Source organism: Nocardia mikamii NBRC 108933 (genome assembly GCF_001613505.1).
GTDB classification, from domain to species: Bacteria; Actinomycetota; Actinomycetes; order Mycobacteriales; family Mycobacteriaceae; genus Nocardia; species Nocardia mikamii.
Map to the genome: position 1 here is coordinate 65,473 of NZ_BDCM01000008.1, position 13,896 is coordinate 79,368.

12 protein-coding genes are annotated in these 13,896 nt (G+C 67.8%); 6 read left to right on the forward strand and 6 right to left on the reverse strand.

Going from position 1 to position 13,896, the window contains the following annotated elements; genetic code table 11:
- The first annotated feature begins 75 nt into the window (after positions 1-75).
- The 3 genes from inhA (at position 76) to NMI01S_RS10870 (ending at position 3,709) form a co-directional block, all read left to right on the forward strand.
- Positions 76-912 carry an NADH-dependent enoyl-ACP reductase InhA gene (inhA, locus tag NMI01S_RS10860; protein ID WP_062996182.1) on the forward strand — a complete coding sequence of 279 codons (837 nt, stop codon included), beginning with the start codon at positions 76-78 and terminating at the stop codon, positions 910-912.
- A gap of 20 nt (positions 913-932) precedes the next feature.
- Entirely contained in the window at positions 933-1,982 is a 1,050-nt protein-coding gene (locus NMI01S_RS10865) for a ferrochelatase (protein ID WP_062996184.1), read from the forward strand.
- Between the two features lie 113 nt (positions 1,983-2,095).
- A complete protein-coding gene (locus tag NMI01S_RS10870; protein ID WP_062996186.1) occupies positions 2,096-3,709 on the forward strand; it encodes an FMN-binding glutamate synthase family protein in 1,614 nt (537 codons plus the stop codon).
- On the opposite strand, the gene NMI01S_RS10875 is transcribed toward NMI01S_RS10870, so the two are convergent.
- Complete coding sequence (locus NMI01S_RS10875) at positions 3,710-4,459, reverse strand: S1 family peptidase (RefSeq protein WP_062996423.1); 750 nt, start codon at positions 4,457-4,459, stop codon at positions 3,710-3,712.
- Positions 4,460-4,510: 51 nt separating this feature from the next.
- Here NMI01S_RS10875 and NMI01S_RS10880 point away from each other — a divergent pair, with 51 nt between their 5' ends.
- Positions 4,511-5,002, forward strand: coding sequence for a pyridoxamine 5'-phosphate oxidase family protein (locus NMI01S_RS10880; RefSeq protein WP_062996188.1), 492 nt, complete (start codon positions 4,511-4,513; stop codon positions 5,000-5,002).
- Positions 5,003-5,076: 74 nt separating this feature from the next.
- Positions 5,077-5,946, forward strand: coding sequence for a hypothetical protein (locus NMI01S_RS10885; RefSeq protein ID WP_062996189.1), 870 nt, complete (start codon positions 5,077-5,079; stop codon positions 5,944-5,946).
- Here NMI01S_RS10885 and NMI01S_RS10890 read toward each other — a convergent pair.
- The 3 genes from NMI01S_RS10890 to NMI01S_RS10900 all read right to left on the reverse strand — a co-directional run bounded on the left by NMI01S_RS10890 (position 5,943) and on the right by NMI01S_RS10900 (position 10,784).
- Positions 5,943-6,752, reverse strand: coding sequence for an Rv1486c family protein (locus NMI01S_RS10890; RefSeq protein ID WP_062996191.1), 810 nt, complete (start codon positions 6,750-6,752; stop codon positions 5,943-5,945). The genes NMI01S_RS10885 and NMI01S_RS10890 overlap by 4 nt on opposite strands.
- An 83-nt stretch (positions 6,753-6,835) precedes the next feature.
- Positions 6,836-9,190 carry an arylsulfatase gene (locus tag NMI01S_RS10895; RefSeq protein WP_062996193.1) on the reverse strand — a complete coding sequence of 785 codons (2,355 nt, stop codon included), beginning with the start codon at positions 9,188-9,190 and terminating at the stop codon, positions 6,836-6,838.
- A 382-nt stretch (positions 9,191-9,572) separates the two neighbouring features.
- Entirely contained in the window at positions 9,573-10,784 is a 1,212-nt protein-coding gene (locus tag NMI01S_RS10900; protein WP_062996425.1) for a pyridoxal phosphate-dependent aminotransferase, read from the reverse strand.
- A 92-nt stretch (positions 10,785-10,876) separates the two neighbouring features.
- Here NMI01S_RS10900 and NMI01S_RS10905 point away from each other — a divergent pair, with 92 nt between their 5' ends.
- A complete protein-coding gene (locus NMI01S_RS10905; RefSeq protein WP_062996195.1) occupies positions 10,877-11,470 on the forward strand; it encodes a winged helix-turn-helix transcriptional regulator in 594 nt (197 codons plus the stop codon).
- Between the two features lie 14 nt (positions 11,471-11,484).
- Here the strand turns inward: NMI01S_RS10905 and fadD8 are convergent, their stop codons facing one another.
- On the reverse strand, positions 11,485-13,104 hold the full coding sequence (fadD8, locus tag NMI01S_RS10910) for a fatty-acid--CoA ligase FadD8 (protein WP_062996197.1): 1,620 nt from the start codon (positions 13,102-13,104) through the stop codon (positions 11,485-11,487).
- A gap of 32 nt (positions 13,105-13,136) precedes the next feature.
- The gene (locus NMI01S_RS10915) at positions 13,137-13,877 is read right to left on the reverse strand and encodes a glucose 1-dehydrogenase (RefSeq protein WP_062996200.1); all 741 of its coding nucleotides are present in this window, start codon (positions 13,875-13,877) and stop codon (positions 13,137-13,139) included.
- Between the last annotated feature and the right edge of the window lie 19 nt (positions 13,878-13,896).

A 13,896-nucleotide genomic window follows, 5' to 3' on the forward strand; every position in this document is an offset into this window, starting at 1 on the left:
AGCGGTCGCCGACCGACCGGCTCTCGAGCCCCCGCCGACTTCCCATCCGAGTTTCCCGAGGAGAATTCACCACCCATGAGCGGAATCCTGGACGGTAAAACCGTCCTGATCACCGGCATCATCACCGATTCGTCGATCGCCTTCCACGCCGCCAAGGTGGCACAGGAGCAGGGCGCGAAGGTGATCATCACCGGTATCCCCGAGCGGCTGCGCCTGATCGACCGCATCGCCAAGCGACTGCCGCAGGAGGTGCCGCCCGCCATCGGCCTCGACGTCACCAACGAGGAGAACCTGGCCGAGCTGGCGGACAAGGTGCGCGAGCTCGCGCCCGAGGGCGTCGACGGCGTGCTGCATTCCATCGCCTTCGCCCCGCGCACCCTGATGGGCCCCGACGCGCTGCCGTTCCTCGACGGCCCGGGCGCCGATGCCGCCAAGGCCTTCGAGATCTCCGCGTGGAGCTACGCCTCGCTGGCGCGCGCGGTGCTGCCCGCGATGAACGAGGGCGGCTCGATCGTGGGCATGGACTTCGATCCGCGTACCGCGATGCCCTTCTACAACTGGATGGGTGTGGCCAAGGCCGCGCTGGAGTCGGTGAACCGCTATGTGGCGCGAGAGGTGGGCGAGGCCAAGCGGGTTCGCTCCAACCTGGTCGCCGCGGGCCCGATCAAAACCCTCGCCGCCAAGGCGATCGCGGGCACGGCCACCGACGATGCCAAGCAGCTGAACATGCTCAACACCTACTGGGACGGCGCCTCGCCGATCGGCTGGGATGTCGACGACCCGACCGTGGTCGCCAAGTCGATCGTCACCCTGCTGTCGGACTGGCTGCCCGGCACCACCGGTTCGATCATCTACGTCGACGGCGGCGCCAGCCACAACACCTGGTTCCCGGAGAACTGGTCGGCCAACTGAGAGCCTGGAGGTAATCAGCCGTGACCGGGACCGTCGACGCACTGCTCCTGCTGTCCTTCGGCGGTCCCGAACGCCCCGAAGACGTGATGCCGTTCCTGGAGAACGTCACCCGGGGCCGGGGCGTGCCACGCGAACGCCTCGACGAGGTGGCCCAGCACTACCTGCACTTCGGTGGCGTCTCGCCGATCAATGCGCTCAACCGGGAACTGATCGCCGCGATCGAGGCCGAATTCGCCGCGCGCGCGGTGGATCTGCCGGTGTACTTCGGTAATCGCAACTGGCATCCGATGATCGAGGAAACGGTCGCGACCATGCGCGCCGACGGCATCGGCCACGCCCTGGTGTTCCCGACCTCGGCGTGGGGCGGATATTCGGGGTGCCGCCAGTACGACGAGGACATCGAGCGGGCCCGCGCGGCGGTCGAGGGTGCGCCGGAACTGACGAAACTGCGGCAGTACTTCGATCATCCGTTGCTGATCGACTCCTTCGCCGATGCCGTGCGCGCGGCGGTACGGGACCTGCCGGCCGACTCGCGCGAGCGCGCCCGGCTGGTGTTCACCGCCCATTCCATTCCGGTCGCCGCCGACGTCGCGGCCGGACCGCCCGCCGACGGCGGTCATCTCTACAGCCGTCAGGTCGCCGAAGCGGCCCGATTGTGCGCCGCGGCAACGGGTTTCGATGATTTCGATGTGGTGTGGCAGTCGCGCTCCGGACCGCCGCAGGTGCCGTGGCTGGAGCCCGACATCGTCGACCATCTGGAAGCGTTGTCCGGCAAGGGCGTCGAGGCCGTCGTAGTCTGCCCGGTCGGCTTCGTCTCCGACCACCTCGAGGTCGTCTGGGATTTGGACAACGAGGCCGTCGAGAAGGCCGCCGAACTCGGTATGGCCTTCGCCCGCGCCGCCACTCCGGGCCCGGATCCGCGCTTCGCGCGGATGGTCGCCGAACTGGTCGGCGAGCATCTCGACGGGAACGAACCACGGCGCCTGGGCACGGTTCCCGGATACGGCTGCACCCGCAACGGGGCGATCTGCGCACCCGGATGCTGTGAACCCGTGCGCCGCCGAAAGTAACCGCCGCCGAGCGGGTATGCCCCCGATATGAACGATAGGGTGTGCGCGGGGCGGAGTCCCGCGGTCTCGGATCCGGTGGCGAGGACCCCTGTGCGAAAGGTGGCGGTGGGGCGATGACGCGGTTCTTCCTCTTCGGTCTGCTCACGGTGGCGGTGGTCGTCCTGGGCGTGATCGCGGCGATCGGTTCGTGGGCCTGGTGGATACTCGCCGTCGCCGCGGGATTGCTCGTTCTCGTCGGCGCCTACGATTTGGCGCAGCGCCGGCATTCGATCCTGCGCAACTATCCCTTGCTGGGGCATATGCGCTATCTGCTGGAAAGTATCCGGCCCGAACTGCAGCAGTATTTCATCGAGCGGAATTTCGACGGCCGCCCCTTCGACCGCGACGTGCGGACGATGATCTACGAGCGCGCCAAGGGAATTCACGGCGAACTGTCGTACGGAACCGAGCGCGATATCGAGGCGGTCGGCTACGAATTCCTCGTCCATTCGGTGGCCGCGCTCCCGGAGCCCGAGCAGCCGCCGCGCGTGCTGGTCGGCGGACCGGACTGCCGGCAGCCCTACGCCATGTCGCTGCTGAACATCTCGGCGATGAGTTTCGGCGCATTGTCGGGAAATGCGCTGCGCGCGTTGAACATCGGCGCCGCCCGCGGCGGTTTCGCGCACGACACCGGTGAGGGCGGGCTGACGCCGTTCCATGTGGAGGGTGGCGCGGATCTGGTGTGGGAGATCGGTTCGGCCTACTTCGGTACCCGCACCCGCGACGGCCACTTCGATCCGGACCAGTTCGCCGAGAAGGCCGGCTACGACCAGGTGAAGGCGATCTCCGTGAAATTGAGTCAGGGCGCCAAACCCGGACTCGGCGGGGTCCTGCCGGCCGCGAAGGTGAGCGAGGAGATCGCCCGCTATCGCGGGGTGCCCGCACACGAGAAATGCGTCAGCCCGCCGTCGCATTCGGAATTTCACACCCCGCGCGAATTGATTCGCTTTCTCGTCCGCCTGCGCGAGTTGTCCGGCGGCAAGCCCATCGGGTTCAAACTGTGCGTCGGGTCCCGCACGGATGTCCTCGCGATCTGCAAAGCGATGATCGCCGAGGGGACCGCACCCGATTTCATCATCGTCGACGGCGCCGAGGGCGGTACGGCGGCCGCACCGCTGGAATATGAGGACCACGTCGGCCTCCCGCTGACCGACGGGCTGATGACGGTGCACAACGCACTCGTCGGAACCGGCCTGCGGGACCGGATTCGGTTGGGAGCCAGCGGAAAGGTGGCGACCGGCACGGATATCGTCAAGCGATTGGTGCAGGGCGCGGACTTCACCAATGCCGCCCGGGCGATGATGATGGCGGTCGGATGCATCCAGTCCCAGCGTTGTCACACCAATCAGTGCCCGGTCGGCGTCGCGACCCAGGATCCGCGGCGTGCCCGCGCCCTCGACGTCGCAGACAAGGCCGAGCGGGTGCAGCGGTATCAGGAGGCCACGGTGCGCCAGGCGATGCAGATGATGGCCTCGATGGGCGTGCACGACCCCGCCGAACTCGATACCCACATGCTGCGGAAGAAGGTGGCGGCCAACGAGATCCGGTCGTACGCCGAACTCTACGAATGGCTGGCGCCCGGCGAGTTGCTCGTCCATCCGCCGGCGAGCTGGCGCGCCGATTGGGAGGCCGCCGATCCGGATGCGTTCCGTCCGGTCGCGGCCGCCCAGCCGGTCCGCGCGCGGTGATCAGAAGTCGAGTGCCGGCACTCGCGCGTACACACCGGGGAATCCGGGTTCGGCCGCACCCTTGCCCCACGAGGTGACGCCGGCGACCTTGCCGTCGACCAACAGTGGTCCGCCGCTGTCGAATTCACCGGTGTCGGCGGCGGGGGAGCCCGCGCACAGCGCTTCGACCGGATCGAATTCGGCGCCGTAGGCGACCGCGCACGCGGCATCGGGCACGAGCGGCACCGTCGCCGCCCGCAGCACGCTGTTGGATTGGTCGTCCTCGGAGGTGGCGCCCCAGCCGACCACCCTCGCCGTATCTCCCTGTGGCGCCGCCACGGCCACGGTCGGCAGGGCGACCGGTGCACTGAGCACCAGGACGGCGACATTGTGGTGATAGCTCAGATCCGTGCCGAACACCGACACCCGGAAACCGGGGTCGATCCGGACATCGGCGATGCCGACGGTGACCCCGCCGTGCCCGGCGACATCGGTGCGGCCGAAGGTCACCGTCGTTCCCGGCAGCATGCGGGCCAGGGCGCCGCAGTGCGCGGCGGTGAGCACCCGGTCCGGGGCGATCAGGGCACCGGCGCAGAACTGACCGCCGGGCCTCGTCGCGTAGGCGGGTGTGCCGATGGCCGCGAGCCACGGATAGTCGGCGGCACTGATGGGGACACCGCCGACCACGGCCTGCGCCGCGGTCGGCGGCACCAGGGCGCAGGCGAGCGCGGCGGCGACGGCGCCCGCCGCCCGGCGCGGGGAAATCTTCATGACCACCTCGATGCTGTATGACCTGCCCGCCGAAAGTTCTACCGTACGACTATGACGAGGTGGAGCGAATTCGCCGACGCCGCCCCGCGCATCGCGGGAATCTTCCTGCGCCGCCATGCGGCGGCCGGCAGTCTGTGCCTGCTGGCGACGACTCGTCGCGACGGTTACCCACGGATCAGCCCGCTGGAACCACGCCTGTTCGAGGAGCAGTTGTGGCTGGTGGGCATGCCGGGCACCCGAAAATTCGCGGACCTGCGCCGCGACCCGCGATTCTGTCTGCACACCGCCACGGTCGACCCGCAGGTCGGTGACGGCGACGCCAAACTGTGGGGCGTGGTGCGCGAGATGCCGGACGTCGAGTTGCAGCGGCGCTGGGCCGAATCGCTGTACGCCGATACGGGTTTCGATCTGCGCGGACAGCGCCTGGATCCGTTCTTCGCCGCCGATATCACCGGCGCCTCCGCAGTCGAGGTGGGCGGCGGGCATATGGACGTGGTGATCTGGAAACCGGCCGAGGGCGAGACGGTGGTGCGCAAGCATTGATCCCGTCGGCCGGTCGCCGATGTTTCGCGGGGTAACTGACCTGCGATCAGCTAATTCACCGCTATTGTGCGGAGGTGGACATCGCGCTGGAGTGGGACCAGCATCCGGGAACGGGTTTGCGGCTGGCCGCCGAACTGGCGGGCCGCACCGGGTTGCCCCTCCTCGAAGATATGTCCGTCGCCGAAGGCACCGCCGATCTGCTGGGCGTGATCGCGGCCCGGGGCGGCGGTGAGCTGCTGGGCTGGGCGGAATTGCGCGATGCCGGCCTGGGTGAGGCGTGGGTGCAGGCGGTGTCCGCGCAGCGCCTCGTGCATTCGCTGCATCTGGGCCGCGCCGACGAATCCGAACCGCAGGCGGCGGAAACCGAGATGGTCTGCCGGCTGACCGCCGAGGCCGTGCGCCGGGCCACCGCCGCCGGATACCGGGTGCTGCGCTGGCAGGGCACCGATATCGGGCCGTCCGGCCGGGCCGCGGTCGAACTGGGCGCGCGGCGGGTCGACGAATACGCGCGACTGTGGGAGCTGGATCTCACCCGGCCGCCCGCTTCGGACACCAGCGCGCCGCTGCAACGGCTGGTGCACACCCTCGCCGAATCGGCCGACCCGCCGGGGCGGGTGCTGCTCACCACCGTGCTCTCGGCCCGGTCGGCGACCGAACCGATCACCACGATCACCACCTTCGCCGGCGGCGCCGAGGCCTACATCAGCGCCGAGGAGGGTTTCGCCCACCGCGAGGCCGACGCCGACCTGCTGACCGCCGCCTTCGGTGCGGTCGTGGCCGAACTACGCGCCGTGATGCCGGACATCACCATGCTGCGGGTGTTCGAATTCGACGACGAGGCACTGCGCGCGGCGCTGGCCCGGATCGGCATGCGAGTCTGCGGGCGCTACAACGACTACGAACTGAACCTGCCCGAGCCGCGTACGGGCGAGGCCGCGACCTAACGCGGGCCGGCAGCCGCGTTCACCGCGGACAGGCGGGCGGCACGCAGGGCGTTCCACAGCGGTCGCAGCAGCGTCTCCTGGGCCTGCACGGCGCTGGCCGAACTGGGAGAGGAGGGGGCGGTCTGCTGGGCCACGGTCAGGATCGCCGCCACGTGGTCGGCCGAATCGAGGATGCGGCGGGCACGCAGCGGCGCCGAGTCGGGATAGATGTGGCGCGAGCAGGCGGCCAATTCGGCCTCGATCAACTCGCGCGGATCGTCGTCACCGCCGACCGCCGTGGTGTGCAACCGCATCAGCGCCTCCGCGGCCTCGCGCACCGCCTCCCGCATCGCGTATTCGGCCTCGCCGAGCGCCATATCCGGTGCCGGCACCGGAACCGGGGTGTGGAATACGGTCCACTGCAGCGATTCCTCGTCGGTCCACTGCGGTACCAGCGCCACGCCCTCGCCGCCGGGTACGCCGGCGATCACGCCCTCCTCGGCATCCATTGCCGCCGTGGCGAATTCGGTGCCCACCGGCAATCCGCGCGCATCGCCCGGCACCGGTAGCACCAGCCGCATCTGCGCACCCGGCTCGGTCATCGCCTCGCGAATGACCTTGAGCAGGACCATGATTCCGGTGCCGGCCTCCAGCGGCTCGGCCGACGGCCACGGCAGTCCGGTCCGTCCGCCGGTCAGCGGGTCACCGGCGGCGACACTGTGCTGCGGAGACCAGGCGCGCAACGCGTCCAGCACGTCGTCGGGCGCGCTGCGGCCCGCCAGCCACGAGCCCGCCCATACCGTCAGCGTGGCACTGGGAGAACACATGGTTCGAGGATAGTGGTGCCGCGGCGATCCCGTGGGCACTGGTGCAGCTATCGTGCGCGCGGGGATTGCCGCGGCGGCGCTCGTCAGTCCCGCGAAAAGGCTGCGGCGGCGGCCATTTCGAGGTCGATATACGGTTTACCACTGACATCCTCGACGACCTGGTGCATGATTCCGCCGGTGAACGGGAACGGCGCGTGGTAGCGCGGGGATACCGACTGGCCGCCGTCACGACCGACCCGCACCCCCTCGCCGACGCCGGAGAACACGGTCGGCTGGATCCGCATATCATCGAGCGAACCCACCGGATTCTCGTCGATGTAGAGGACCGCCTCTCCGGTCGGGGTGAACTTGTCCGGCCGCGTTCCCTTCCGTTCGTAGCGCATGCCCAGGATGTGGTCGCCCAGCGGTACCGGGCGGTCGGAGACCATCACCTGTTCCTCTTCGCCGAGGAAGTTGTAGACGTAGTACAGATGGCCGTCCTGCAGGAACAGCGTGTGCCCGCCGAGTCGCCCGCCGTGGGCGAACAGCACGCCCTCGGCGTCGGTACTCGTGATCGTCGTCTCGGCGAGCAGCGCGAAGGACCGGCCGCGAATCTCCAGTGCGGCGCCCGGGCCCACCTCGGCGATGCCGGGATAGTAGACGGCGGTGTCGCGGGTCTTGGCATACGTCGGCCGGTCGCGCAGCATCACCGAGACGATGTCGAGGTCGTAGAGCGGCAGGCCGTTGTACTTCTCGGCCTCGGCGAACCACAGCGCCTTCAACTCCTCGAGCTTCTCGGGACGATCGCCGGCCAGGTCGTGCATCTGGCTGCGGTCTTCCTCGATGCGGAACAGTTCCCACCGGTCGCTGTCGAAATGTCCCCAGCCCGACGGACACGCCGCGTGCACGGTGTCGGCGAACCATCCCCGGTGCCAGATGCCGCGGGTGCCCAGCATCGAATAGAACTGCGTGTGCTTGCCGGGGTCGGCGTCCGGGTCGTCGAGCAGCGCCCGGAAGCTGACTCCTTCCAGCGGGCGCTGCGCCACGTTCTTCACCGTCTCCGGAGGCGTGATGCCGAGCAGGTCGTAGATCGTCGGGGTGATATCGCAGACGTTGAGGTACTGGTGGCGCAGTTCGCCACGGGCGGCGATCCCGGCCGGCCACGAGAGCAGACAGGCGTCGGCGATACCGCCCTCGTGCGATGCGTAGCGTTTGTACAGCTTGTACGGGGTGTTGAACGCCATCGCCCACCCGATGCTGTAGTGGTTGTAGGTGGTCGGCGATCCCAGCTCGTCGAGTTTCGCCAGGCTGTCCTCGATCGTATCGATGTAGCCGTTGAAGAATTTCATCTCGTTGGCCGATCCGTTCGGACCGCCCTCACCACTGGCGCCGTTGTCGGAGAAGGTGACGATGATCGTGTTGTCCAGTTGCCCGCTCTCCTCCAGATAATCGAGGAGCCGGCCGATCTGCGCATCGGTGTAGGACAGGAAACCGGCGAATACCTCCGCCTGGCGGCGGAACAGTCGTTTCTCGTCCTCGGACAGCGAATCCCACGGTCGCACCGTGTCCTGCAGCGGCCAGGGTTCACCGTTGCTTCCGGTGGCCTGCGCGTAGGGGTTCATCGGCGACAGTTCGGTGTCCTCGGGGATCAGTCCCATGCGTTTCTGGTTCTCCAGCACGATCTCGCGGTACTTCTCATATCCCATATCGAATCGGCCGCGATACTTGTCCGCCCATTCGCGCGGGACATGATGCGGCGCGTGACCGCATCCCGGGCACAGGTACATGAACCACGGTTTGTCCGGGGCGATGACCTTCGCGTCGCGGATGAACTCGATCGACTTGTCCGCCAAGTCTTTCGACAGGTGATATCCGTCCTCCGGCGAGTACGGCGGTGTGATCGGGTGGTTGTCGTAGACCAGGTTGGGATACCACTGGTCGGCTTCGCCGCCGAGGAATCCGTAGAACCGTTCGAATCCGCGCCCCAGCGGCCAATGGCGCTTCGACGCCGCCAGATTGTTCTCCTCCAGCGGCGTCATATGCCATTTGCCGACGGCGTAGGTATTCCATCCGCGCTCGGTGAGTACCTCCGAACACAGGGCGGTGTCGTCGGGAATCCGGCCGCTCATACTCGGGAAGCCGTCGGTGAACTCCTCGATGGTCGCCATCCCGACGGACGTCGGATTCCGCCCGGTGAGCAGTGATGCACGAGTCGGGGAACACAGCGCGGTCGTGTGGAACTGGGTGAATTGAATTCCGCGGTCGGCGATCCGCTTCATATTCGGCATCTCGACCAGCCCGCCGTAGCAGTCCCACGTGGCGATTCCGATGTCGTCCCACACCAGATACAGCACATTGGGTGCGCCGCGCGGTGCGGTCGGTTCCGCGAACGGCTTCCAGTCGGCGACGGAATCACGGATATCGAGCGCGATATGTCCTTCGAATTTCTCGGCCACCATCCACCTCCGGACGGGAGAGTCATCGGATCGCCGTCGATCCGATCCGGGGCCGCCCCGCACATGTTCATCCGTGGTCGTCGGGCGCGGCCTCGATACCTGCTGAATACTCTCGAGCTCGCACGAACCGCTGCTCGCACGAACCGCCGAGAGTCGATAGGGACTGCCGTGCGACGGCCACTCGTCCGGTTCGCGAACGGCATCCGGATACGGGCTGGTCACACCCTGTGCGCCCATGAATGGTACCGGGCGGAAGGGGCCGGAGGTGGGTTAGTGGCGAAAGAGGCGGCCCACCGTCGGGCCGACGGCGCCGGCGACCACCGCGGCGATGAGGATGACGAGCCCGAGAATGACGCTCATGGCGATTGCTTTCCAGCGATCGCGACTATTGCCGATAGGTGGACAGGAAGCGGCCGATACGCTCGATGATGGCTTCCAGTTCGTCGGCGTGCGGCAGGGTCGTGATCCGGAAATGGTCGGGGGTCGGCCAGTTGAACCCGGTGCCCTGCACGATGTGCAGCTTTTCCTGCAGGAGAAGGTCCAGTACGAATTGTTCGTCGTCGTGAATGGCGTAGACCCGCGGGTCGATGCGCGGGAACGCGTACAGGGCGCCCTTGGGTTTCACGCAGCTGATGCCCGGGATCGCGGTGAGCGCCTCCCACGCCCGGTCGCGCTGTTCGCGCAGGCGCCCGCCCGGCAGCGTCAGGTCGTAGATGCTCTGATGCCCGCCCAGTGCGGCCTGAATCGCTTGCTGCCCAGGAACATTCGCGCACAGCCGAAGTCCCGCGAGCATGGTGAGACCCTCGAGGTAGTTCTCCGCGTGGCCGGTGGGGCCGGAAACGACCAGCCAGCCGGAGCGCAGCCCCGCGCAGCGATAGGACTTGGACAGCCCCGAGAAGGTCAGGCACAGCAGGTCGGGCGCCAGCGCGGCGATCGAGGTGTGGGTGAGTCCGTCGTAATAGATCTTGTCGTAGATCTCGTCGGCGAAGACGACCAGGTTGTGACGGCGAGCGATGTCGAGGATCGGCCGCAGTACCTCGGGCGGGTAGACGGCGCCGGTGGGGTTGTTCGGATTGATGAGCACCAGGGCACGGGTGCGGTCGGTGATCTTGGCGGCGATATCGGCCGGGTCCGGATACCAGTCGGCACCCTCGTCGCAGATGTAGTGCACCGCCCGGCCGCCGTTGAGGGTCGTCGCCGCCGTCCAGAGCGGGAAATCCGGTGCGGGAACGAGAACTTCGTCACCGGTCTCCAGGAGCGTGGTGAGCGCCATCATGATCAGTTCGGAGACGCCGTTGCCGAGAAAGACGTCCTCGACGTCGATGTCGGTGACCCCGAGGGTCTGGTAGTACTGGACCACCGCGCGCCGCGCCGGCAACAGGCCCTTCGAGGACGAGTAGCCACTCGAGACCGGCAACGTCCGCACGATGTCCTGCAGGATCTCCGCGGGCGCCTCGAAGCCGAACGGCAGTGGATTGCCGGTGTTGAGTTTGACGACGTGATGGCCCTCGGCTTCCAGTCGCGCGGCCTGTTCGGCGACCGGGCCGCGGATCTCGTACGAGACCCCCATGAGTTTGCTGGACTGGTTGACCTGCATGAACATCCCCTTCCGGCGTGTAGGCCGCCTACTGTACTTGGTTATTCCAAGTTTGCGCTTGGAATTTCCAAGCGGTGGGATAGGGTGGGGATGTGCCACGCCGAACCTATGACCACTACTGTCCGGTCAGCCGCGCGCTCGAAGTCGTCGGCGACCGCTGGAATCTGCTGGTGGTTCGCGAATTGTGCTCGGGGCCACGGCGATACAGCGATCTGTTCGCCGACCTTCCGGGCATCAGCACCGATATCCTGGCGGCCCGGCTGAAGGATCTGGAACGCGACGGCATCCTCACCCACCGCAGGGTGGGGTCGCGCTCGGCGGCTGCCGTCTACGAGCTCACATCCGCCGGTGCGGCGCTTCGGCCTGTGCTGCAAGCGCTCTCGGAATGGGGGGCGCCGCTGCTGGGGGAGCGTCGCGCCACCGACGCGGTGCGCGCGCACTGGTTCGCGCTGCCGCTGGGACGCGCGATCGCCGACGTCGTGCCCGCGGGCACGGTGACCGTGTACATCGGCGACACGGCATTGCACTACGTCATCGGCGCGGGGGGTATCAGCCATCACGAGGGCCCCGCGCCGGCCGCCGACCACGAATTCCGGCTGGAGATGGCGGAGGCGACCGAGATCATCACCGGCGCAAGATATCTCGCCGATGTGGTGGGGGAGCCGGGGCGCGGGGACCGCTCGTAAGGCCGGGTGACTACCTACCGATCGAGTTCGGCGGTGACGAGGACCTGAACGGCTTTCTTGTCGACCTTGCCGAGTCCCGTCAACGGCAGCGCGTCGACCACGATGACGTGTTTCGGAGCTTGGACCGAACCCTTGCGGCGCTTGACATCCTGCTGGATGTCATCGATCGCCGCGGCCACCGCGTCGGGATCGGCGGCCGTGGCCGGATCGAAGACGACCGCGGCGGTCACTGCTTCGCCCCAGCGGGGATCGGCGACGCCGACGACGGCAACGCCCTGGACGCGGGCGTCGGCGGCGATGACATCCTCCACTTCCCGGGGAAAGACGTTGAAGCCACCGGTGACGATCATGTCCTTGCTGCGTCCGACGATATGCCAGAAGCCGTCGGGGTCCTCGCGCGCGAGATCGCCGGTGTGCAGCCAGCCGTCGCGGAAGGTCTCCGCGGTGACCTCCGGCAGGTTCAGGTAGCCGCCGGCCAGCAGGGGCCCGGAGACGCAGATCTCGCCGACCTCGCCCGGCGCCACCCGCTGTCCGTCCGTGCCGATCAGCCCGGTGCGCAGCGCCGCCGACGGCCGGCCGCACGAGGTCAGCCGCGCCTCGTCGTGCTCGTCCTTGGCCAGATAGCTGATCACCATCGGCGCCTCGGACTGGCCGTAGTACTGGGCGAAGATGGGGCCGAACCGGGCGATGGCCTGCGTCAGGCGTCCCGGATCGATCGAGGAGGCGCCGTAGTAGATCGTTTCCAGCGACGACAGATCCCGCGAGTCGATATCGGGATGGTCGAGCAGCGCGTACAGCATCGACGGCACCAGCATCGTCGCGGAGATGCGGTGTTCCTCGATGGCGCGCAGCACCTCACCGGCGTCGAATCGGGGTAGGACCACGCATTGCCCGCCCTGCAACACCACCGGCAGGAAGAACGCGGCGCCCGCATGCGACAGCGGCGTGCAGATCAGGAAGCGCGGGCGCTGCGGCCATTCCCATTCCGAGAGCTGGATCTGGGTCATGGTCGCCATGGTGCCGGCGGTGCCGATGACGCCCTTGGGCTTTCCGGTGGTGCCGCCGGTGTAGCTGATCGAGACGACGAAATCCGGTGGGATGTCGACCGCTTCGATCGGTTCCGGAGTGAATTCCGCTGCGGCCGAGATCAAGTCGACGCCGATGTCGGCCAATTCCTCCGGGACCGGGCCGAGGACCAGGACCCGCTTCAGTTCGGGCACCCGGTCGGCCAGCTCGCGCGCCCGCCGCACGAACGCCGGCTGCGGATCGATGACGAGATTCGTGATGGCGGCGTCGGTCAGCACGTGCACGTGGTCGTCGAGGCCGCCCATCGGATGCAGTGCGGTGCGCCGATGTCCGGCGATCTGGCCGGCGCCGAGGATGAACAGCACCTCGGGGCGATTGAGGGCGAGCAGTGCGCTCGGGGTGCCGAGTCCGACCTCGTGGGCGGCGAACGCCGCGATGTAGCGGCTGATGGCGTCGATGACGTCGGCGCCGGTGAGCACGGTGTCGCCGAGGGTCATCACCGGCTCGCGCCGATGACGTCGCAGCCCGGCGAGCAGAGCGTGTCCGTTGTGGGTCGGCAGCCGCAGCAGGGTCGCGGGATCGGTTGTGCTGGTTTCTGTTTCGTGCATGTCTGTGCTCCTGGAGGGGAAGTCGTCCGGGGTCAGGAGGTCTTGTGCGGTACCGCGGTCACCAGGCCGCCGTCCACGACGAACTCCGAGCCCGTCGCGTACGAGGATTCGTCGCTCGCCAGGAACAGCACGAAGGTCGCCACCTCTTCGGGCTGAGCCGGACGGCCCAGTGGAATCGTCACCAGATCGTCGGGAATGGCGGCGGTCATGGGTGTGCGGATCAGCCCGGGATGCAGTGAATTCACGCGAATGTTGTGCTGCGCCAACTCCAGTGCGGCCGACTTCGCCAGCCCCCGCACGCCCCATTTGGAGGCGACGTAGCCGTGGGCCCACGGCGCACCCCGCAGTCCCTCGATGGAGGAGACGTTGACGATGGATCCGCCGCCGGCGGCGATCATCGGATCGACCGCGGCCTGCATGCCGAGAAACGTCCCCGTCAGGTTCACGTCGAGGATGCGGCGCCACTGTTCGAGTTCGAACTTGCGCAGCGAATTGCCGTTGACGATGCCCGCGTTGTTGACCAGCACGTCGAGTTTGCCGAATTCGCCGACCGCCGTGGACACCGCCGCCGCCCAGTCCTCGGGCGTGGTCACGTCGAGGTGCACGAAACGCGCGGCGTCGCCGAGTTCGCCGGCCAGAGCCGCGCCTTCGTCGTCGAGAATGTCACCGATCACGACCTTGGCGCCTTCGGCGACGAGCAGCCGCGCATGGGCCGCACCCATACCTCGCGAGCCCCCGCTGATGAGTGCAATTTTGCCGTCTACACGTCCCATGCCGGTGACGCTACCATGC

Excerpts from the sequence above, each read along its gene's own strand:
- inhA (WP_062996182.1), top strand. The coding sequence starts at position 76 with ATGAGCGGAATCCTGGACGGTAAAACCGTCCTGATCACCGGCATCATC.
- NMI01S_RS10870 (WP_062996186.1), top strand. The coding sequence starts at position 2,096 with ATGACGCGGTTCTTCCTCTTCGGTCTGCTCACGGTGGCGGTGGTCGTC.
- NMI01S_RS10900 (WP_062996425.1), bottom strand. The coding sequence starts at position 10,784 with ATGCAGGTCAACCAGTCCAGCAAACTCATGGGGGTCTCGTACGAGATC.
- NMI01S_RS10895 (WP_062996193.1), bottom strand. The coding sequence starts at position 9,190 with ATGGTGGCCGAGAAATTCGAAGGACATATCGCGCTCGATATCCGTGAT.
- NMI01S_RS10880 (WP_062996188.1), top strand. The coding sequence starts at position 4,511 with ATGACGAGGTGGAGCGAATTCGCCGACGCCGCCCCGCGCATCGCGGGA.
- NMI01S_RS10915 (WP_062996200.1), bottom strand. The coding sequence starts at position 13,877 with ATGGGACGTGTAGACGGCAAAATTGCACTCATCAGCGGGGGCTCGCGA.
- NMI01S_RS10890 (WP_062996191.1), bottom strand. The coding sequence starts at position 6,752 with ATGTGTTCTCCCAGTGCCACGCTGACGGTATGGGCGGGCTCGTGGCTG.
- fadD8 (WP_062996197.1), bottom strand. The coding sequence starts at position 13,104 with ATGCACGAAACAGAAACCAGCACAACCGATCCCGCGACCCTGCTGCGG.
- NMI01S_RS10875 (WP_062996423.1), bottom strand. The coding sequence starts at position 4,459 with ATGAAGATTTCCCCGCGCCGGGCGGCGGGCGCCGTCGCCGCCGCGCTC.